Origin of the sequence: Pseudomonas sp. BP8, assembly GCF_017875955.1 — a bacterium.
Lineage (GTDB): Bacteria > Pseudomonadota > Gammaproteobacteria > Pseudomonadales > Pseudomonadaceae > Aquipseudomonas.
On sequence record NZ_JAGINK010000001.1, the window covers coordinates 302,729 to 323,054 of the forward strand.

General features: G+C 63.9%; 21 protein-coding genes and 1 other RNA gene. 7 read left to right on the forward strand and 15 right to left on the reverse strand.

The window, feature by feature from the left end:
* Window positions 1–14: 14 nt before the first annotated feature.
* Window positions 15–329: a DUF2388 domain-containing protein gene (locus J3B00_RS01330; protein ID WP_209862507.1), complete on the forward strand. Its 315-nt coding sequence runs from the start codon at window positions 15–17 to the stop codon at window positions 327–329.
* Window positions 330–439: 110 nt separating this feature from the next.
* Here the strand turns inward: J3B00_RS01330 and gcvP are convergent, their stop codons facing one another.
* The 10 genes from gcvP to J3B00_RS01380 all read right to left on the reverse strand — a co-directional run bounded on the left by gcvP (window position 440) and on the right by J3B00_RS01380 (window position 12,829).
* Window positions 440–3,313, reverse strand: a complete 2,874-nt coding sequence (gene gcvP, locus J3B00_RS01335; RefSeq protein ID WP_209862508.1) for an aminomethyl-transferring glycine dehydrogenase — start codon at window positions 3,311–3,313, stop codon at window positions 440–442.
* Between the two features lie 77 nt (window positions 3,314–3,390).
* Window positions 3,391–3,774, reverse strand: a complete 384-nt coding sequence (gcvH, locus tag J3B00_RS01340) for a glycine cleavage system protein GcvH (RefSeq protein WP_209862509.1) — start codon at window positions 3,772–3,774, stop codon at window positions 3,391–3,393.
* 50 nt (window positions 3,775–3,824) lie between these two features.
* Window positions 3,825–4,907 (reverse strand): glycine cleavage system aminomethyltransferase GcvT, encoded by a 1,083-nt coding sequence (gene gcvT / locus J3B00_RS01345; RefSeq protein WP_209862511.1) that lies wholly within the window; start codon window positions 4,905–4,907, stop codon window positions 3,825–3,827.
* A 123-nt stretch (window positions 4,908–5,030) separates the two neighbouring features.
* On the reverse strand, window positions 5,031–6,653 hold the full coding sequence (locus J3B00_RS01350) for an iron ABC transporter permease (RefSeq protein WP_209862513.1): 1,623 nt from the start codon (window positions 6,651–6,653) through the stop codon (window positions 5,031–5,033).
* A gap of 145 nt (window positions 6,654–6,798) precedes the next feature.
* Entirely contained in the window at window positions 6,799–7,800 is a 1,002-nt protein-coding gene (locus J3B00_RS01355; RefSeq protein WP_209862515.1) for an extracellular solute-binding protein, read from the reverse strand.
* A gap of 212 nt (window positions 7,801–8,012) precedes the next feature.
* The gene (locus J3B00_RS01360; protein ID WP_209874502.1) at window positions 8,013–9,230 is read right to left on the reverse strand and encodes a 2-octaprenyl-3-methyl-6-methoxy-1,4-benzoquinol hydroxylase; all 1,218 of its coding nucleotides are present in this window, start codon (window positions 9,228–9,230) and stop codon (window positions 8,013–8,015) included.
* Between the two features lie 9 nt (window positions 9,231–9,239).
* Window positions 9,240–9,722, reverse strand: coding sequence for a DUF4442 domain-containing protein (locus J3B00_RS01365; protein WP_209862517.1), 483 nt, complete (start codon window positions 9,720–9,722; stop codon window positions 9,240–9,242).
* Entirely contained in the window at window positions 9,719–10,918 is a 1,200-nt protein-coding gene (ubiH, locus tag J3B00_RS01370; protein ID WP_209862521.1) for a 2-octaprenyl-6-methoxyphenyl hydroxylase, read from the reverse strand. Before ubiH ends, J3B00_RS01365 begins: the two co-directional genes overlap by 4 nt.
* Entirely contained in the window at window positions 10,915–12,249 is a 1,335-nt protein-coding gene (pepP, locus tag J3B00_RS01375; protein WP_209862525.1) for a Xaa-Pro aminopeptidase, read from the reverse strand. Before pepP ends, ubiH begins: the two co-directional genes overlap by 4 nt.
* Window positions 12,250–12,274: 25 nt before the next feature.
* On the reverse strand, window positions 12,275–12,829 hold the full coding sequence (locus tag J3B00_RS01380; RefSeq protein WP_209862528.1) for a YecA family protein: 555 nt from the start codon (window positions 12,827–12,829) through the stop codon (window positions 12,275–12,277).
* Window positions 12,830–12,982: 153 nt separating this feature from the next.
* Here J3B00_RS01380 and J3B00_RS01385 point away from each other — a divergent pair, with 153 nt between their 5' ends.
* From J3B00_RS01385 to J3B00_RS01400, 4 genes are all read left to right on the forward strand, one after another.
* Window positions 12,983–13,192, forward strand: coding sequence for a TIGR02449 family protein (locus J3B00_RS01385; RefSeq protein ID WP_209862531.1), 210 nt, complete (start codon window positions 12,983–12,985; stop codon window positions 13,190–13,192).
* The gene (locus tag J3B00_RS01390) at window positions 13,189–13,506 is read left to right on the forward strand and encodes a cell division protein ZapA (RefSeq protein WP_209862535.1); all 318 of its coding nucleotides are present in this window, start codon (window positions 13,189–13,191) and stop codon (window positions 13,504–13,506) included. Before J3B00_RS01385 ends, J3B00_RS01390 begins: the two co-directional genes overlap by 4 nt.
* A gap of 17 nt (window positions 13,507–13,523) precedes the next feature.
* A non-coding RNA gene (gene ssrS, locus J3B00_RS01395) (6S RNA) lies at window positions 13,524–13,703 on the forward strand.
* A gap of 81 nt (window positions 13,704–13,784) precedes the next feature.
* Window positions 13,785–14,393, forward strand: a complete 609-nt coding sequence (locus J3B00_RS01400; protein WP_209862538.1) for a 5-formyltetrahydrofolate cyclo-ligase — start codon at window positions 13,785–13,787, stop codon at window positions 14,391–14,393.
* An 18-nt stretch (window positions 14,394–14,411) separates the two neighbouring features.
* Here the strand turns inward: J3B00_RS01400 and J3B00_RS01405 are convergent, their stop codons facing one another.
* Window positions 14,412–14,561 carry a hypothetical protein gene (locus J3B00_RS01405; RefSeq protein WP_209862541.1) on the reverse strand — a complete coding sequence of 50 codons (150 nt, stop codon included), beginning with the start codon at window positions 14,559–14,561 and terminating at the stop codon, window positions 14,412–14,414.
* A gap of 175 nt (window positions 14,562–14,736) precedes the next feature.
* Between J3B00_RS01405 and J3B00_RS01410 the strand changes: the two genes are divergently transcribed.
* Window positions 14,737–15,189: an EVE domain-containing protein gene (locus J3B00_RS01410; RefSeq protein WP_209862544.1), complete on the forward strand. Its 453-nt coding sequence runs from the start codon at window positions 14,737–14,739 to the stop codon at window positions 15,187–15,189.
* A gap of 76 nt (window positions 15,190–15,265) precedes the next feature.
* Here the strand turns inward: J3B00_RS01410 and J3B00_RS01415 are convergent, their stop codons facing one another.
* On the reverse strand, window positions 15,266–15,670 hold the full coding sequence (locus J3B00_RS01415) for a flagellar basal body-associated protein FliL (RefSeq protein WP_209862547.1): 405 nt from the start codon (window positions 15,668–15,670) through the stop codon (window positions 15,266–15,268).
* A gap of 157 nt (window positions 15,671–15,827) precedes the next feature.
* Here J3B00_RS01415 and J3B00_RS01420 point away from each other — a divergent pair, with 157 nt between their 5' ends.
* Window positions 15,828–16,805 carry an NADPH:quinone oxidoreductase family protein gene (locus J3B00_RS01420; RefSeq protein WP_209862550.1) on the forward strand — a complete coding sequence of 326 codons (978 nt, stop codon included), beginning with the start codon at window positions 15,828–15,830 and terminating at the stop codon, window positions 16,803–16,805.
* A gap of 82 nt (window positions 16,806–16,887) precedes the next feature.
* Here J3B00_RS01420 and J3B00_RS01425 read toward each other — a convergent pair whose 3' ends face one another.
* The 3 genes from J3B00_RS01425 to ubiD form a co-directional block, all read right to left on the reverse strand.
* Window positions 16,888–17,538: a gamma-glutamylcyclotransferase gene (locus tag J3B00_RS01425; RefSeq protein WP_209862552.1), complete on the reverse strand. Its 651-nt coding sequence runs from the start codon at window positions 17,536–17,538 to the stop codon at window positions 16,888–16,890.
* A 255-nt stretch (window positions 17,539–17,793) separates the two neighbouring features.
* A complete protein-coding gene (locus J3B00_RS01430) occupies window positions 17,794–18,762 on the reverse strand; it encodes a CDP-6-deoxy-delta-3,4-glucoseen reductase (protein ID WP_209862555.1) in 969 nt (322 codons plus the stop codon).
* On the reverse strand, window positions 18,762–20,228 hold the full coding sequence (ubiD, locus tag J3B00_RS01435) for a 4-hydroxy-3-polyprenylbenzoate decarboxylase (protein ID WP_209862558.1): 1,467 nt from the start codon (window positions 20,226–20,228) through the stop codon (window positions 18,762–18,764). The genes J3B00_RS01430 and ubiD overlap by 1 nt, the downstream gene beginning before the upstream one ends.
* Window positions 20,229–20,326: the final 98 nt, after the last annotated feature.

Below are 20,326 nucleotides of genomic sequence, written 5' to 3' on the forward strand. Positions count from 1 at the left end.
CGAGGTGATTCACCATGCGTCTCAAAACAGCCATTGCCGCCGCTGCCCTGCTTTCGCTGCCAGTTGGCTCCGCCATGGCCGATTCGTTCTGGCACAACGTCATTTCGTCCGGCGCCACCACAGCGTCGACCTACCTGACGTTCAAGGACCACAAGATGATCGTTGCCGCGCAAGACGACGCCGGCAGCTTCGTGGCAAGCGAGGGCGCGATTCGTGGGCCGTTCCTGGAGGCCGCCATGCGCCAGGTGCGTGCGGATAATCCTGGGGTAGAGGCGAGCGACATGGAGCTGGCCAACGCGATCCTGGCCAAGAACGCCGTCGCCGAGTAAGGCTGCGGCATTTGCGAGGGCTACGCCCTCGTTTCGCGACACAAGGCCGCTCCCACAGTCAGTGGCAGCGGCCTTGTGTCGCGATGGGCTGCAAAGCAGCCCTGAGGCCTTCAGCGATAGGCCTCCACGGGCACGCAGGCACAGAACAGGTTGCGGTCGCCATACACGTTGTCGACCCGGTTCACCGCAGGCCAGTACTTGTGCTGCCGCGCATGTGCGCTCGGCGCAATGCCCTGTTCCAGGCTGTATGGCCGGTTCCACCCGCCCAGTACATCGGCCAAGGTATGCGGCGCATGCTTGAGCGGATTGTCCTCGACTGACCAATTCCCGCCCTGCACCTGGGCAATTTCCTCACGAATCGCCAGCATCGCTTCAATAAAGCGATCCAGCTCAGCCTTCGACTCGCTCTCTGTGGGTTCGACCATCAACGTCCCCGGCACCGGGAACGACATGGTCGGCGCATGGAAGCCATAGTCCATCAGCCGCTTGGCCACGTCCTCCTCGCTGATCCCGGTCTGTGCCTTGAGCGGTCGCAAATCGAGAATGCACTCGTGCGCCACACGCTGGTTGCGCCCACGGTAGAGCACCGGGAAGGCGCCGCCGAGCTGGCTGGCCAGGTAGTTGGCAGAGAGGATTGCCACCTCGCTGGCATCGGCCAATTGCGGGCCCATCATGGCGATGTACATCCAGCTGATCGGCAGGATGCTGGCACTGCCCCACGGCGCGGCGCTGACCGCACTGTTGTTCGGGTCCAGGCCAGGCACCGGCACCACCGGATGGCTGGCCACGAAGGGCGTGAGGTGGGCGCGCACGCCAATCGGTCCCATGCCCGGGCCTCCACCGCCATGGGGAATGCAGAAGGTTTTGTGCAGGTTCATGTGCGAGACATCCGCGCCCATGTCCGCAGGCCGCGCCAGGCCGACCTGGGCATTGAGGTTGGCACCGTCCATGTACACCTGGCCGCCGTACTGGTGCACTACGTCACAGATTTCGCGAATGCCTTCTTCGTACACGCCATGGGTCGAGGGATAGGTGACCATCAGGCACGACAACTGCTCCCCGGCAGCCTGTGCCTTGGCCTTGAGGTCGGCGAGGTCGATGTTGCCGGCATCGTCACACTCGACAATAACCACTTGCATGCCGGCCATCTGCGCCGACGCCGGGTTGGTGCCATGCGCCGACGAGGGGATCAGACACAGCGTGCGCAGGGGTTGCTGGCGGCTGCGGTGATAGCGGGTGATCGCCATCAGGCCGGCGTACTCTCCCTGGGCGCCCGAGTTGGGCTGCATGCAGATGGCATCGAAGCCGGTAATCGCGCACAGCCAGCGCTCCAGCTCGTCGATCATCGCCTTGTAACCCAGCGCTTGGCCGGCTGGCACGAAGGGGTGCAGGTTGGCAAACGCCGGCCAGGTGATGGGGATCATTTCGCTGCTGGCATTGAGCTTCATGGTGCACGAGCCGAGCGGGATCATCGACTGGTTGAGGGCGAGGTCTTTGTTCTCCAACTGCTTGAGGTAGCGCAGCATCTCGGTTTCGCTGTGGTGCAGGTTGAACACCGGATGACTGAGGATCGGCGTGCGGCGCACCAACGTGCCGGGAATGCCCTCAGGGTGCGCCAGCTGATCCAGGGTCGCGATATCCAGGCCGTGGTCGACCCCCAGGAAGATATCGAACAAGCGCAGCACCGTGGCCTCATTGCACGTTTCGTCCAGGCTCACGCCGAGGTGCCCACGACCGAGGATGCGCAGGTTGACCTGCGCCGCTTCGGCGCTTTCGATCACCGCAGCCTGGGTGCCGCCCACGTCCACGGTAAGGGTGTCGAAGAAGTGTTGGTTAAGCCGCTTGAGGCCCTTGGCCTCAAGCCCTGCGGCAAGGATGAAGGTCAGCCGGTGCACGCGCTGGGCGATGCGCTGCAGGCCCTCAGGGCCGTGGTAGACCGCATAGAAGCCGGCGATGTTGGCCAGCAAGACCTGCGCGGTGCAGATGTTCGAGTTGGCCTTCTCGCGACGGATATGCTGCTCGCGGGTCTGCAGGGCCATGCGCAGCGCGGTGTTGCCCCGTGCATCGCGAGAGACGCCGATGATGCGCCCCGGCATGGCCCGCTTGAATTCGTCCCGACAGGCGAAATACGCCGCATGCGGGCCGCCGTAGCCCATCGGCACGCCGAACCGCTGGGTCGAACCGAGCACCACATCGGCGTCGAACTCACCCGGCGGCGCCAGCACCACCAGGCTGAGAATGTCCGCTGCGACGCAGGCCAGGGCTTGCTGGGCATGCAATTGCGCGATCAGCGGGCGCAGGTCACGGACCTCGCCATGGGTATCCGGGTATTGCAGCAGGGCCCCGAATACCTGGTGCTTGGCGAGGTTATCCACAGCGTCGACAATAAGCTCGAAGCCAAAGCCCTCGGCGCGGGTCTTGAGCACTGAGAGTGTTTGCGGGTGACAGTGTTCGTCTGCAAAAAACGCGTTGCTCTTGCTCTTCGCTACCCGCTTGGCCAAGGCCATGGCTTCAGCCGCGGCGGTGGCTTCGTCGAGCAGCGAGGCATTGGCCAAGGGCAGGCCAGTGAGGTCGATGACCATCTGCTGAAAATTCAGCAAGGCCTCCAGGCGTCCTTGGGCAATCTCGGGTTGATAAGGTGTGTAGGCGGTGTACCAGCCTGGATTCTCCAGCACATTGCGCAAGATGACCGTGGGCGTGACCGTGCCGTGATAGCCCATGCCGATCAGGCTGGTCCACAGCTGGTTCTGGGCGGCGTAAGCGGCCAGCTTGGCCAGGGCGGCCTGTTCATCCAGGGCTGGCGGTAGCTCGAGGGGACGGTTGAAGCGGATGCCGGGCGGCACGGTCTGCTCGATCAGCTCGCTGCGGCTGGCAACGCCGAGGGCATCCAGCATGGCTTTCTGCTCGGAGCCATCAGGCCCCAGGTGACGGTGCAGAAACGGGTTGAGCGCTTGCAGTTGACTCAGGGATGGCGACTGGGACATGGCGACGATCTCTTCCTGGACCAGCTCTCATGGAGACTTACAAGTCTAGGAAGGGATCGCCGATACTGCGGAAAAACTTACTCGCCGATGGCGGCGGCGTAGCCGGCGGCGTCCAGCAGCTTGTCCAGTTCGGCCTGGTCGGCAGGCTTGAGCTTGAAGATCCAGGCAGCATACGGATCGCTGTTCAGTTCTTCCGGGCTGTCGCTCAGCGCTTCGTTGACCGCGATCACTTCGCCGCCGACCGGCGCATAGATGTCCGATGCAGCCTTGACCGACTCGACCACGCCGGCAGCGTCGCCCGCGGCGAATACCTTGCCGACTTCCGCCAGTTCAACGAAGACCACGTCGCCCAGGGCTTCCTGGGCGTGGTCGCTGATGCCCACGGTGACCGTGCCATCGGCTTCCAGGCGTGCCCATTCGTGGCTTTCGGCAAAACGCAGGTCGGCGGGGATATTGCTCATGTCGTGTAGTCCTCGGTATAGGGTCAGCGGTCGGCCCGCCGGAAAAATGTTCAGATCAGAATCTTGCCATGGCGCACGAAGGTCGGTTTGACCACCCGCACCGGGTACCATTTGCCACGAATCTCGACCTCGGCGCGGTCGCCGGTGGCCATGGGTACACGCGCCAGGGCAATCGATTTGCTCAGCGTAGGAGAGAAACTACCACTGGTGATCTCTCCTTCGCCAATCCCGCCGACGCGAACAACCTGGTGGGCGCGCAACACACCACGCTCTTCGAGTACCAGGCCAACCAGTTTTTCCTGTACGCCCTGCTCGATTTCCTTGAGCAGGCCCGTGCGGCCAATGAAGTCACGCTCGGCCGGCTCCCAGGCGATGCACCAGCCGAGGTTGGACGTTTGTGGGGTGTGCTGTTCGTCGATGTCCTGGCCATACAGGTTCATCCCGGCTTCCAGGCGCAGCGTATCGCGCGCGCCAAGGCCGCTGGGGGCAATGCCGGCACCGACCAGCTCGTTGAAGAAAGCCGGGGCCTGAGCGCCGGGCAGCATGATCTCCAGGCCGTCTTCACCGGTGTACCCCGTGCGGGCGATGAACCAGTCCCCCTCGACCACGCCTTCGAACGGCTTCAGCTCGCGGATTACTGCCGCGCGCGGGGCGCTGACCAGCTGCGCGACCTTGTCGCGCGCTCGAGGGCCCTGAATGGCCAGGATGGCCAGCTCTGCACGTTGTTCAAAGCCCACCGCGTAGCCGGCGCTGTGCGTCTGCAGCCACGCCAATACCTTGTCACGGGTGGCGGCGTTGACCACCAGGCGATAGCCGTCTGCAGTGCGATAGACGATCAGGTCGTCGACCACACCGCCGTGGTCGTTGAGCAGGGTGCTGTAGAGCGCCTTGCCGGTGCCGTCCAGGCGTGCCACATCATTGGCCAGCAAGTGTTGCAGCCAGGGCGTGGCGGCACTGCCGTCGACATCGATCACAGTCATGTGCGAGACGTCGAAGACGCCGCAATCACTGCGCACCTGATGGTGCTCCTCGACTTGCGAGCCATAGTGCAGGGGCATGTCCCAACCGCCGAAATCGACCATCTTGGCGCCTAGCGCCAGGTGCAGGTCGTACAGAGGCGTGCGCTGTCCCATGGGTTTCTCCTTCCGGGCGTGGCGAAGCGGCGGCGGTCAGCGACGTTTACTCGTCACCTTTGTTGTAGGGCCCGCCGCAGCGAATGCCGCGCATTGTAGCCGCATGGGGGCGGGCTGGCATCCTCAGAGAGTCTGACCTGCCCGCCGAGCCGAACGGCGTATCAAGCCGATGACCGGCAACAAACCAACCAGCACCAGGGTCAGGGCCGGCAGCGAGGCACGCGCCCACTCGCCTTCGCTGGTCATCTCGAACACCCGTACGGCAAGGGTGTCCCAGCCGAAGGGGCGCATCAGCAAGGTCGCCGGCATCTCCTTGAGCACGTCGACAAACACCAGCAGCGCGGCGCTGAGCGCACCTGGCACCAGCAATGGCAGATAAACCTTGAAAAACAATCGTGGCCCACCCACCCCAAGGCTGCGCGACGCCTCGGGCAATGACGGCCGGATCCGCTCCAGGCTGCTTTCCAGCGGCCCGTGGGCAACGGCCATGAAGCGCACCAGATAGGCCACCAGCAGCGCCGCCAGGCTACCCAGCAGCAAGGGCTTGCCGGCGCCGCCAAGCCATTGCGACAGCGGCACCACCAGCTGATTGTCGAGGTAACTGAACGCCAGCATGATCGACACCGCCAGGACCGAGCCGGGCAAGGCATAGCCCAGGTTGGCCAGGCCGACGCCAGCGCGGATAGCGGCGGTCGGCGCCTGGCGTCGGGCGAAAGCCAGCAGCAAGGCGACGCTGACGGTAATCAACGCAGCCATCGCGCCCAGGTACAGCGTGTGCAGGACCAGGCCGACGTAGCGCTCGTCCAGGTCATGCCGGCCACGCTGCCAGAACCACGTCAGCAGTTGCAGCATCGGGATGACGAAGGCACAGGCGAACACCAGCAGGCACCAGCCACTGGCCGCCAGCGCCTTCACGCCGCGCAGGTGATAGAGCGCCTGGCCGCGCGGGCGCTCGTTGCCGGTGCGGCTCGCGCCACGGGCCCGACGCTCGCCGTAGAGCACCAGCATTACCACCAGCAGCAACAGGCTGGCCAACTGGGCAGCACTGGACAGGCTGAAGAAGCCATACCAGGTTTTGTAGATTGCGGTGGTAAAGGTGTCGAAGTTGAATACCGCGACGGCGCCGAAGTCCGCCAGGGTTTCCATCAGCGCCAGAGCGATGCCGGCGCCAATGGCCGGCCGCGCCATCGGCAGCGCTACCCGCCAGAACGCTTGCAGGGGTGACAGCCCGAGCACCCGCGCCGCCTCCATCAAGCCCTTGCCCTGGGCCAGGAAGGCGGTGCGCGCGAGCAGGTAGACGTAGGGGTAGAACACCAGCACCAGGACGATGATCACGCCACCTGTGGAACGCACGCGCGGCAGGCGCAGCGGCCCGAATACCTCGCGCAGCGCGCTCTGTACTGGCCCGGCGAAATCCAGCAGGCCGACGAAAACGAATGCCAGCACATAGGCCGGGATGGCAAACGGCAGCATCAGCGCCCAGTCCAGCCAGCGCCGGCCAGGGAATTCGCAGAGGCTGGTGAGCCAGGCCAGGCTCACCCCCAGCACGGTCACGCCAATGCCTACGCCAAGCACCAGGGTGAGGGTATTGCCCAGCAGGCGGCTCATTTGCGTGTCGAGCAGGTGCGACCAGATCTGCACGTCGATCGTTTGCCAGGACAGCAGCAAGACACTCAGCGGCAACAGGACCAGGGCGGCGACCAGGGAGACAGGAAGGTACCAGCGGCGTTGGGGGGCGTGGGACAAGTCGGGGATCTCGGTTGCGATTGCGACTGCTGCGCAGTCGTTCGCGGGGCGAGCCCGCTCCCACAAGGTCAGCGCTGAACCCTGCAGGAGCGGGCTTGCCCCGCGAAGGGGGCCTCAATGACCCCAGAAGAATAAAGCCTGACGCTTAGTTCCAGCCAGCCCGATCCATCAAGCGAATGGCCTCGGCCTGACGCTTGCCGGCCACTTCAACCGGAATACTATCAGCCTTGAAGCTGCCCCAGGCCGCCACCTCGGCAGAGGGCTTGACCTTGGGATTGGCCGGGAACTCCTGGTTGATATCGGCGAACAGCTTCTGCGCCTCTTCACCGGTCATCCACTCCACCAGCTGCTTGGCCGCCTCGGGATGCGGCGCATGCTTGGTCAGGCCGATACCCGAAAGGTTGACGTGCACCCCACGGTCAGCCTGGTTAGGCCAGAACAGCTTGATCGGCAGGCTCGGCTGCTGCTTGTGCAGCCGGCCGTAGTAGTAGGTGTTGACCACGCCGATATCGCACTGCCCGGCCTCGATGGCTTGCAGCACGGCGGTGTCGTCGGAGAACACATCGGTGGACAGGTTGTTGACCCAGCCCTTGATGATTTCTTCGGTCTTGGCCTCGCCGTGGTTCTCGATCAAGGTGGCGGTCAGCGACTGGTTATAGACTTTTTTCGCCGTGCGCAGGCACAGGCGGCCTTCCCAATGCTTGTCGGCCAGCGCCTCGTAAGTGCTCAGTTCTTCTGGTTTTACCCGGTCGGTGGAGTAGGCGATGGTCCGCGCGCGCAGGCTCAAGCCAGTCCAGTCGTGGGAAGCAGCGCGGTATTGGCTGGGAATGTTGGCGTCGATCACGGCCGACTTGATCGGCTGCAGGATGCCCATCTGCTCGGCCTGCCAGAGGTTGCCGGCATCGACGGTGAGCAGCAGGTCGGCAACGCCGTTCTCGCCCTCGGCCTTGATGCGCTGCATCAGCGGCGCTTCCTTGTCGGTGATGAACTTGATCTGCACGCCGGTCTTGGCGGTATAGGCGTCGAACACCGGCTTGATCAGCTCGTCGATGCGCGAGGAGTACACCACCACTTCATCCGCCGCCTGGGCAGTGCCGCCGAACAAGGTCAGGGCCAGGGCGGCCAGTAGGGGCTTGCGTGGCAACATCGGGAATTCCTCGCGGGTTTGAGAGGTGCAAATGGTAGTGAATACCATTAAGTAGCTCACTCACCGAGCCGTTACCGGATGTTGCCAATAAGTCCACGTGGGGGTGCTTTGCGCCCCTTTGGCGACACAAGGCCGCTTCGACAGGATCGGCGCTGCACAGGTCCTTGTGGGAGCCTTGTGTCGCGAAAGGGCCGCGCAGCGGCCCCAGAAGCTCAGGCCTTGGCCAATTCCGGCAAATCCCCTGACAGCCCCAGCGCCTGGCGCACGAACAGCGCCTTGGCCTCAGGCATCTGCTCGACCAGCTTCAAGCCGCTGTTACGCAACCAGCGCAGCGGCAGTGGATTGGCCTGGAACAACCGCTCGAAGCCTTCCATCGCCGCCATCAGCGCCAGGTTGTGCGGCATGCGCCGACGCTCGTAGCGGCTGAGTACCTTCACATCCGCCAGGCGCTCACCGCGCTCGGTGGCACGCAGCAACTCTTCCGCCAGCACCGCAGCATCGAGGAAGCCCAGGTTGACGCCCTGCCCGGCCAGCGGATGGATCACGTGGGCCGCATCGCCAATCAGTGCCAGGCCCTCATCGACGTAGCGCTTGGCGTGGCGCTGGCGCAGCGGCACACACACCCGCGGGTCGGCTTCGAGCACCTGCCCCAAACGGCCCTCGAACGCCCGCTCCAGCGCCCTGCAGAAGCCTTCGTCGTCCATCGCCATGGCCTGCTCGGCCTGTTCTGGCGTGGTTGACCAGACAATCGAACACCATTGCTGACCGCCATCGCGGGCCAGCGGCAGAAACGCCAGCGGTCCCTCGTCGGTGAAGCGCTGCCACGCCGTCGCTTGATGCGCCTCGGTGCAGCGCACGCTGGTGACGATCGCCTGGTGCAGGTAATCCCACTCGCGGGTTTCACAGCCAGCCAGGCGCCGCACCGCAGAGTTGGCGCCATCCGCGGCCACCACCAGTGGGGCACGCAGGCGACGGCCATCGGCCAGGGTCAGCAGCCACTCGTCACCGGAGCGGCGCATCTGCTCCAGACGTGCATTGGCCAGCAGGCCGATGTCGCTGTCGTGCAGGCGATCAAGCAGGCCATCCTGCACCACGCGGTTTTCGACGATGTGGCCGAGCACCTGGGCATGTACGCTCGCCGCCGAGAAATGGATCTGGCCGGTGCCGCTACCGTCCCACACGTGCATGTCCGAATAGGGCGACACACGCCGTCTGGCGATGCCTTCCCAGGCCCCCAGGCGCTCGAGGATGCGCTGGCTGGCCGCCGACAGGGCGCTGACCCGCGGTTCGAACGCCGATTGCGGGTCAAACGGCTTGACCGACAGCGGACTGCCGTCGAGCAGGAGAATTTCCAGGCCACTGTGGCGCAACGCCAGGGCCAGGGCGCTGCCGACCATACCGGCACCGACAATCAACAGATCTGCGCGCATTTCCATGCCTTACGCCTGCCTCGCTTGCGGCTTGAGCCGCACATAAAGGGTTTTATCGACCCGCGCCACCAGCTCGCCGGTGCCATCGCGGATATCGACCTGCAGCCGAGGCAGGTACTTCTTGCCGCTGGCAGTTTGCTGGCGGATATCATCGAGCAGCGCGTCATCGACGTGGAACTCGGCAAACACCGGACCTTTGCCCGGGGAGATGAAATCGATGCTGGCGGCTTTGTCCCAGACGATGTATTCGCTGCCAAGCCGCTCGATCAGCAGCAGCATGTAGAACGGGTCGACCATCGAATACAGGCTGCCGCCGAACTGAGTGCCGACGTAGTTGCGGTTCCAGCGGGTGAGCTTCATGCACACCTTGATGCTGCTCATGTCCGGGCTGATGTGCTGCACACGGATACCCGCGCCGAGGTAGGGCGGGTAGAAGTTGAGCAGCCAACGCAGCATCCGGGCCTTGCGAGCGAGCTTGCGCGGGTCGCTCATGCGCGACCCCGCAGGTCAGGCCGCGTACCCAGGCCCATTGCCTGGCGAGCGAACCAGCGCTTGGCTGGTGGCAGCAGGTCGAGGCCGAGCAGGCCGAGGTTGCGCCCGGCGGCCAGCAATGGCTGACCGCTGCCAAACATCCGCGTGACCTGATCGGAGAAACCGATGGTCAGGGCCTGATCGAGGCGCTGACGCTGGTGATAGACCCGCAGCGTAGCCAGATCACCAGGCTGCTGTGGACCAGCCAGCAAGCCTTCAGCCAGCGATTGCACATCACGCAGTGACAGATTGAAGCCCTGCCCGGCAATCGGGTGCAGGCTGTGCGCAGCGTTGCCCAATACCACCAGGTGCGGACGGACCTGCTCATCGGCCTCGACCAATGCCAGCGGATACAAGTGACGTGCGCCGACCTGGCGCAACGCGCCGAGGCGATAGCCAAAGACGTCCTGCAGCTCGCCGAGGAAGCTGCGCTCGTCGACTTGCGCAAGACGCTGGGCGTCCATCCCCTGACGGGTCCAGACCAGCGCACAGCGGTTGTCCGGCAGCGGTAGCAAGGCCATGGGTCCCTGCTCGGTGAAGCGTTCGAAGGCTTGCCCGCCATGGGCTTCGCCGGGGGTGATATTGGCGATCAACGCGCTCTGCTCGTAAGGGCGGCGATGCACATGGATGCCCAACTGCTCACGCAGGCCGGAGCGCCCGCCGTCCGCCAGCACCGCCAGGTCGCACTCAAGGCGGGTGTCGTCATCCAGCAGCAGGCGATAGCCGCCCTCGATGGGCTGCAGCGCCTTGACCTCGGCCGGGCAGCGCCAACTGACCACATCAGGGTCCAGGCCTTGCCACAGACACTGACCCAACCAAGCGTTCTCCACCACATAGCCCAGAGCCGGTACGCCTTCTTCACCGGCATCCAGGCGGGTGGCACCGAAGCGGCCGCGGTCGGACACGTGAATCTGCCGGATCGCTTCGGCGCGGGGGCTGATCGCCTGCCACAGGCCCAGTTGCTCATAGATCTGCCGGGTACCGAACGACAACGCCGAGGAACGCGCGTCATAGCTTGGCTGGAAGGTGTCGCCGGGGGCGAACGGCTCGATCAGGAGGATCTTCCAGCCACGCGCCTTGGCCCCCGCCTGCAGGGCCAGGGCCAGGCTCGCGCCGACCAGGCCACCGCCGATGATCGCCAGATTGACTCTGCTCATGCCACCGCTCTGCGCGCATCGGCCATCAGCGCCTCGATCTCGGCAACCGTGCGCGGCACGCCCGAGGTAAGGATTTCACAGCCCTGCTTGGTCACTACCACGTCGTCCTCGATCCTGATGCCAATGCCGCGCCATTTCTTCGCCACGGCCTGATTGTCGGCGCCTATGTAGATGCCTGGCTCGACGGTCAGCGCCATGCCCGCTTCGAGCACGCGCCACTGACCCCCGACCTTGTACTCGCCGACGTCGTGCACATCCATGCCCAACCAGTGCCCGGCGCGGTGCATGTAGAACGCGCGATAGGCTTCGCTGTCGATCAGTGCCTGCACCTCGCCCTTGAGCAGGCCCAGCTCCACCAGGCCCTCGGTAATCACCCGCACGGTTGCCTCGTGGGCGTGGTTCCAGTGCTTGCCCGGGGCGATCTCGGCAAAGGCGGCTGCCTGGGCCTTGAGTACCAGCTCATAGATCGCCTTTTGCTCGGCCGAGAAACGCCCGCTGACCGGGAAGGTGCGGGTGATGTCGCTGGCATAGCAGTCGATTTCGCAGCCGGCGTCGATCAGCACCAGGTCGCCGTCCTTGAGCAGCGCGTCATTCTCCTGGTAGTGGAGGATGCAGCCGTTGCGCCCGGCGGCGACGATCGAGCCGTAGGCGGGCATCTTCGCCCCGCCCTTGCGGAAGGTGTAGTCCAGCTCGGCTTCCAGGCTGTACTCGTAGAGCCCGGCGCGGCAGGCCTGCATCGCCCGCACATGGGCGTGGGCGGAAATCTCGGCGGCGGCACGCATCACCTTCACTTCTGCCGCCGATTTATACAGCCGCATGTCATGCAGCAGGTGATCCAGCGCAACGAATTCATTCGGCGGCTGGGCGCCGAGGCGCGCCTTGGAGCGGATCACGTTGATCCAGTCCATCAGGCGACGGTCGAACTCGGGGTTGCTGCCCATGGCGGAGTAGACCCGGTCGCGGCCTTCAATGAGGCCAGGCAGGATCTCGTCGATGTCGGTGATCGGGAACGCATCGTCGGCGCCAAACGCTCGCACCGCGCCTTCCTGGCCTGCACGCAGGCCATCCCACAGCTCACGTTCCGGGTTGCGCTCACGGCAGAACAGCACGTACTCGCCATGCTCGCGACCCGGGATCAGCGCGATGACCGCCTCGGGCTCGGGGAAGCCACTGAGGTACTGGAAATCGCTGTCCTGGCGGTACACATGCTCGACGTCGCGGTTGCGGATGGCAACGGCGGCGGCCGGCAGGATAGCGATGCTGTTGGGGACCATCTGCGCCATCAGCGCCTTGCGCCGACGGGCATACTCGGCCTTGGGTATGTGGCTCATGGGCAGAACTACCCCCAGGGGTTGATCAGTGCAGCGATGGCTTGGGCGCAGGCGCAGCGGGTGCGTTCAGCTCGGTGAACAGCAGCAGCGGCGCGACGCGCAGGTATTCGGTAACTTCCATGTAGTCGCTCTCGCCGTCCTCGGATTCCTCAAGGGCGTCCTGGACCTGAGAGATCGCGACCAGGTCCTGGAGGACTTCCTTGGCCTCGGTGGAGAGCTCCTTGCCACCGACGTTCAAGCCGAAGCCGGTGATGAAACCTTGGCACCACTCGCCCAGGGCGGCTGCGCGCTCGGTCAGCGCTTGCTCGTCACCGGGCAGCAGCAGGACCAGGGCGACGTCATCGCCAGTAAGCTCGGCCTTGACCATTTCTTGCAGGCCGATCAGGGCGTTGCGCACGGCGTCGGCGGGATCGTTCTCGAGCAGGCCGGCGGCGTCAGCCAGCCAGGCATCGGCATCGAAGCCGGCCCCGGCGCAACTGCGGCCGATCAACAGGCCGTGCAGTTCGGCAGGAGAGACAGGGTGGCCATTGCTGGAAAGCAGCGTGGCGAATGCGGTGTACGGCGATTGAGTATTGGGCATGGGCTGCTAGGCGCCAGACGGCGCAATGTCTAGAATGAAGACCTTGTATCCTAGCACCGGCAGGCGCGCCAAGACCATCGGCACTGGCCGGCGAGGGCCTGGCACAGGCATGATCGCCAGGCAGTCCACGATGGAGCGAATCGAGTGCACCCCATGCAAGACAACGACCTGCAAGCGCTAATGAGTCGATTCGAGTTGCTGATCGAGCGTGTCGAGCAACTTAAACGGCAAAATGCACTCCTAGTAGCGCAGGAAAAATCCTGGCGCGAAGAGCGCGCCCACCTCGTCGAAAAGAACGAGATCGCAAGGCGCAAGGTCGAATCGATGATCTTGCGGCTCAAGGCCCTGGAGCAAGACTCATGAGTTCAAGCAATAGCGTCACCGTGCAGATCCTGGACAAGGAATACTCGATCATCTGCCCGCCCGAAGAGCGCAGCAACCTGGTCAGCGCCGCGCGCTACCTGGATGGCAAGATGCGCGAGATCCGCAGCAGCGGCAAAGTGATCGGCGCTGACCGCATCGCGGTCATGGCAGCCTTGAACATCACCCATGAAATGCTCCATCGCCAGGAAACCCCAGAGGTGGTCAGCGGCACCACCACCCGCGAACAGGTGCGTGACCTGCTTGCACGGGTCGATGATGCATTGGCCGACGACACGGGTACCAAAAACGGCTGAGATTGGTATACTGGCGCCACTCCCTGGGAGATGCGCCAGTCGGTTATGTCCCTGAGCCGATACGCACAACCACGGGGGTTGCACGCTGGGGCCGGTGTGCATGTCCGCCCGACGGAAAGCCTTAACGCCCCCTGCAATCTCCACCTTGAACTTTCGGGTTCAAGGGCTACGCCGATAGCGGTCTTATCGGGGAGCCTGAATTGTCTATTGCCCGCCTTCCCAGGCGGGCAATTTGTTTGGCCGCCACGGCGGCCGACACCTCTGGGAACGCCTGTGCCATGACCGACACCGCGCCGCTAACCCGCCCCCAGTTGCGCCGCTTGCTGCGCAACGCTCGCCGTGCCCTCACACCGGCCCAGCAGCGCCAGGCCACACTTGGCCTGTACCGCCAACTGGCGCAGCACCCGCTGTTCCGCCGCGCCCGACACATTGCCCTGTACCTGCCCAATGACGGCGAGATCGACCCGCGCCTGTTGCTGCGCGAGGCCCAGCGGCGCGGCAAGCGCACCTACCTGCCGGTGCTGCATGCCTGGCCGGCCACACGCATGGTGTTCCAACGTTTTGAACACGGCGAGCGCCTGCGGCCCAACCGCTTTCGCATTCCGGAGCCGGTAATCGAGCGCAAGCGGCAACGGCCGATCTGGGCACTGGACCTGATCCTGCTGCCGCTGGTGGGGTTTGACGAAGTGGGTGGCCGGCTGGGCATGGGCGGTGGCTTCTATGACCGCAGCCTGGCTTATCAGGCGCGTCGCAAGACGTGGAAGAAACCTTTGCTACTGGGGCTGGCCCATGAGTGCCAGAAGGTCGAGCGGCTGGCCCAGGCCAGTTGGGATGTACCGCTGCAAGGGACGGTTTCGGACCGCGGCTGGTATCTGACGCGCAACTGAGTCACGCCCGAATGGGTATCAGCGGGGTTGCGCGGCGGACTCGAGCGGGGTCTGGTAGGCGACATCCATCTTGCGCTCCAACAAACTCTGCGCATAACCGGTCGTAACGATGCCCAGGCCAAAGATAAAGGCCAGGATCCAGAGCAGGTCCGGTTTGCGTTTGTTCATTGATTGCCCCCCTACGGCAACTGTTGTGGCTCGACAGCTTTTTCAGTGCTGACGGAGCATGTCGCTTAAAATCGGCGCATTTTCCGTCAACGTGCGTCTACACGCAAACGTTCACTCCAACCGACTGTCGGTTTCATGCATCAGGTTATTTCAAACTTTGTCAGGAGCAACATCCATGGCCTATTGGCTGATGAAATCCGAGCCCGATGAGCTGTCGATCGAAGATTTGGCGCGCTTGGGCGAGGCACGCTGGGACGGCGTACGCAACTATCAGGCGCGCAATTTCCTGAGGGCCATGAGCGTAGGCGACGAATTCTTCTTTTACCACTCGAGCTGCCCACAACCGGGTATTGCCGGGGTGGCCAGGATTACCGCTGCGGCGTATCCCGACCCGACCGCACTTGACCCCGAGAGCCACTATCACGACGCCAAGGCGACGGCCGAGAAAAACCCCTGGAGCGCGGTCGATGTGGCCCATGTGCAGACATTCAAACGATTGCTGGGGCTGGGCCTGCTGAAACAGCAGAGTGCGCTGGAAGAACTGCCGCTGGTGCAGAAAGGCACGCGGCTGTCGGTAATGCCGGTTACACCCGAACAGTGGGCGGCTATTTTGGCACTGAGCGCCTGACCCCGCGCTAGCCCTGTAGGAGCGGCGATGCGACGACCCTACAGGGAGATGCTCCGCTAAACGACGCGCGCTCAGCTCACTGCACAATCAGGTTATTGAACAGCAGATCCTCAACGATAGGTTTGCCTTCCTCGGCCTCCAGCACCTGCTGCACCTGCTTCAGGGCTTCCTGGCGCAGCTTTTCCTTGGCGTCGACGTTGCTCAGGTTCTCCACAGATTGCTGGGTGAACAACGCCACCAGTTGGTTGCGGATCAGCGGCTCGTGGTGCTTGACCGTCTTGGCGGCCTCATCGCCGGTCACGCGCAGGGCGACATCGGCCTTGTACACGCGCAGCTTGGGGCTGCCGTCGAGGGCATAGTTGCCGACGAAGGGCGGGCTCAGGCTGATATAGGAGACCTTGGGCTCCCCTTCCTTGGCTTCTTCGGCCATGGCCGCCGCTGGCAGCATCAAGGCCAGTACCATCAAGATCCACGCTTTCACGAATTCGCTCCTCAATACAGTTGGCGCCAGCTTACCCAGCACGTCGCTCAAACCCAAGCCCGGGCTTATGCCTGGCCATCAGGCCGGGCCATGCTCGTTGACCCGGCGGCTGGCCCTCCTACACTTATCGGCCACCACACGCAAAGGAATAGCCCCGATGAAAGCTGTGTTGTGCAAAACCCTGGGCCCGGCGCAGGACCTCGTGCTTGAAGACACCGCGAGCCCCACACCGAAGAAGAATGAAGTTCTCATCGACGTGCATGCCGCAGGGGTCAACTTCCCTGACACCCTGATCATCGAAGGCAAATACCAATTCCAGCCGCCGCTGCCGTTCTCGCCGGGTGGCGAGGCAGCAGGGGTGATCGCGGCCGTGGGCGAGAAAGCCGGCGCGTTCAAAGTTGGCGAGCGGGTCATGGCGCTGACCGGCTGGGGTGCCTTCGCCGAGCAGGTGGCCGTGCCGTTCCATAACGTGCTGCCTGTGCCCGACAGCATGGACTTGACCACAGCGGCCGCCTTTGGCATGACCTATGGCACGTCGATGCATGCCCTGCGCCAGCGAGCCAAGCTGCAACCTGGGGAAACCCTGCTGGTGCTCGGCGCCTCGGGGGGTGTAGGTCTGGCAGCGGTCGAGATCGGCAAGGCGATGGGTGCCACAGTGATCGCCGCAGCCAGCAGTGCCGATAAGCTGGCAGTGGCCAAGGCGGCCGGTGCCGACGAGCTGATCGACTACAGCAAGGCCAGCCTGAAGGAAGAGATCAAGCGCCTGACCGGTGGCCAGGGCGTTGACGTGATCTACGATCCGGTCGGCGGCGAGCTGTTTGACCAGGCGGTGCGTGGCTTGGCCTGGAATGGGCGACTGCTGGTGGTGGGGTTTGCCAGCGGGACCATTCCACAGCTGCCGGTCAATTTGGCGCTGCTCAAAGGGGCCTCGGTGGTCGGGGTGTTCTGGGGAGCATTTGCCCAGCGCCAGCCTGAAGATAATGCGGCGAACTTCAGGCAGTTGTTTGCCTGGCATGCCGAAGGCAAGTTGAAGCCGCTGGTGTCGCAGACATACCCACTGGCCGAGGCCGGTGCAGCGATTGAGCGGCTGGCCCAGCGTCAGGCTGTAGGTAAGTTGGTGGTGTTGGCGCGATAGCGGCGGGTCTGTGCCGGCCTCTTCGCGGGGCAAGCCCGCTCCTGCATGGGTGGCGAAGAGGCCGGCACACGCTGTGAAAAAATCAAACTTCGCGCAGGTTATGGCAGCGCCTGAACCTGGCTTCCAGGTTGCGATCCGGCATCTGGTGACTGCGCAGCGCGTTCAAGGTCTGCTCGACATAATCGCGCGTAGTGCCGTAACGCCCGGTGGCACTGGCCAGGATATGGCTGAGCAAGCCGTCCGGTAACTCGCCGGCGTAGCACGGCAGATGCCGTTCCAGCACGAAACCCAAGGCCTGAACCTTGCTGCCGTCATCCAGACGGCAGGTCAGCCAGTGCGGGCGATAGGCCGGGAAAGGCATCTCGCGCTGCCACAGCGCCATCAGCGACTCATCCAGGTTGCTCTCGTCCAGGCGATAAGCGAAACCGCTGCACGAGCCACCGCGATCCAGCCCGAACACCAGCCCCGGGCACTCCGGCGTGCCACGGTGCTCGTGGGACCACAGATAGAGCCCGCGATGATAACCATGCACCCGCGCCCGCTGACGTTCGACCGAATTGCATTCCGGGCGCCAGATCAATGAGCCGTAGGCAAACAGCCACACCGGCCCACCGTCGTGGCGCGCCATGGTCGACTGCATCGAAGTGAACAGTTGCTCGCGCGTCAGTTGCTGACCGAAGTCGAGCGACGGAGGATATGACATCTTCCAGGATAGACTTTCCAGTGCCGACATATGCTGCCGCCATTATTCCCCGAGAACTTGAGAAGAGCGCCACTGTAACTCACTGACGCCCCGCTGGACTTACCGTACGGCAGAAAGTCTGCCCAACGCAAGCCCCACCTGCGCAGCGCGGCCGCCGAAGTACGGGGCCTGCGAGCAATCGCACGGTATTGTTTCGAGTATAGTGAAAGTTATTGGCTGAGGCGGCAAGAATTACCGCCTTATAATCAACGTCGACAACTTTGGTTATTAGCCGAGCGGCACTATTCAACCACGTGGCGCATAAGCGAATACATCGGCGCGCATGCGATGGGCGTCCATCCCCGCTTCGACCAAAGCATCGAGGGTGGCGTAGACCATGTTCGGCGAGCCGCTGGCATAGACATGCACGTCATTCAGATCAGCAATGTCTTCGCAGACTGCTTCGTGCAACATGCCGCAGCGCCCTTCCCAACCGCACAGGTCGCTGACCACCTTGTGCAGGAACAGATTGGGCAGGCGCTGCCACTCGTCCCAGTGCTCGATGGCGTAGAAGTCTTCGGGACGACGCACACCCCAGTACAGGTGCACCGGGTGCTTGAAGCCGTTGGCCCGGCAGTGCTCGACCAGGCTGTGCATCTGGCCCATACCGGTACCGGCGGCGATCAACACCAGCGGCCCATCGGGCAGCTCGGCCAGGTGCGTGTCACCAAACGGCATGTGGATACGCGCGATGCCGGTGCGCTGCAATTGCTCGATCAGCGCCACCGCGCTGGGCTCGCGCGCCAACACGTGCAACTCCAGGTCGCGCCCGCCATGCGGAGCAGAAGCCAGCGAGAACGCCGCCTTGTCCGCGCCGTCGCGCTCGATCATCAGGTACTGCCCAGCGTGGTAGCGCAGCGGCTTGCCGGCGGGGGCACGCAGGCGCACCCGCCATACATCGCCACCGACTTCGACGCAGGCGCTGACGGTGCAGGCCAGCTTGCGCACGGGCAGCTCGCCCAAGGCAAGTACGCCGTCCCAGAGCAAGATACAGTCCTCCAATGGCTCGGCGATGCAGGTGAACAGTTCGCCGTGGTCACGGACTTCACCGTCCTGACGCACCCGGCCCTCCACCAGCAACGCTGCGCAGACATGGCAGTTGCCATTGCGGCAGCTGCTTGGGCAGTCATAGCCCAAGCGGCGCGCGCCATCCAGAATCCTCTCGCCGGGCTCGAGCGTCAGTACCGCCCCGGACGGCTGCAACGTTACCTGCATCAATCTATTCCCAACTGATCCCACAGCTCATCGATACGGCGGGTGACGGCATCGTCCTTGACGATGGCCCGACCCCATTCGCGTGTAGTCTCGCCCGGCCACTTGTGCGTCGCATCCAGGCCCATCTTCGACCCCAACCCGGATACCGGCGACGCGAAGTCGAGGTAGTCGATCGGGGTGTTGTCGATCATTACCGTATCACGCTTGGGGTCCATGCGCGTGGTGATGGCCCAGATCACGTCGTTCCAGTCACGGGCGTTGATATCGTCGTCGGTGACAATAACGAACTTGGTGTACATGAACTGTCGCAGGAACGACCACACACCGAGCATTACCCGCTTGGCATGCCCGGGGTACTGCTTCTTGATGGTCACTACCGCCATGCGGTACGAACACCCTTCAGGCGGCAGGTAGAAGTCGATGATCTCCGGGAACTGCTTTTGCAGGATCGGCACAAACACTTCGTTCAGCGCCACGCCGAGGATCGCTGGCTCATCCGGTGGCCGGCCGGTGTAGGTGCTGTGGTAGATCGGCTTGCGTCGATGAGTGATGCGCTCGATGGTGAACACCGGGAAGCTGTCCACCTCGTTGTAGTAGCCGGTGTGGTCGCCATAGGGACCTTCCGGGGCCATTTCACCCGGATGGATCACCCCTTCGAGGATGATTTCGGCAGTGGCCGGCACTTGCAGGTCGTTGCCGCGGCACTTGACCAGCTCGGTACGATTGCCGCGCAACAAGCCAGCGAAGGCGTATTCGGACAAGGTGTCGGGTACCGGGGTCACGGCGCCGAGAATGGTCGCCGGGTCTGCGCCCAGGGCCACAGCCACCGGAAACGGCTGACCAGGGTGCTTCTCGCACCACTCGCGGTAATCGAGCGCGCCGCCACGGTGGCTCAGCCAGCGCATGATGACCTTGTTGCGGCCGATCACCTGCTGGCGATAGATGCCCAGGTTCTGTCGTTCTTTGTTCGGCCCACGGGTGACGGTCAGGCCCCAGGTGATCAGCGGCGCCACGTCGCCTGGCCAGCAGTGCTGGATCGGCAACTGGCTGAGGTCGACGTCTTCGCCCTCGATCACCGTCTCCTGGCACACCGCGTCTTTAACGACCTTGGGCGCCATCGACACGACCTTCTTGAAGATCGGCAGCTTGGACCAGGCATCCTTGAGCCCCTTGGGCGGCTCAGGTTCCTTGAGGAAGGCCAACAGCTTGCCGATCTCGCGCAGCTCTTCGACCGACTCAGCGCCCATGCCCATCGCCACCCGCTCCGGGGTGCCGAACAGGTTGCCGAGTACCGGGATATCGAACCCGGTAGGTTTTTCGAACAGCAGCGCCGGGCCCTTGGCGCGCAAGGTGCGATCGCAGACTTCGGTCATTTCCAGGACGGGAGAAATCGGAACCTGGATGCGCTTGAGTTCGCCGCGCTGCTCCAAGCCACGGATAAAGTCGCGCAAATCGCGATACTGCATGCGTGAGCCTCGTGTTGGCCGTATCGGTCGGGGTGCAGAGTGTAGCGCCTAAGGGGGGAAAATGGCCAAAGGAGTCTTGTCAGTCCCGGGGCTGCGTC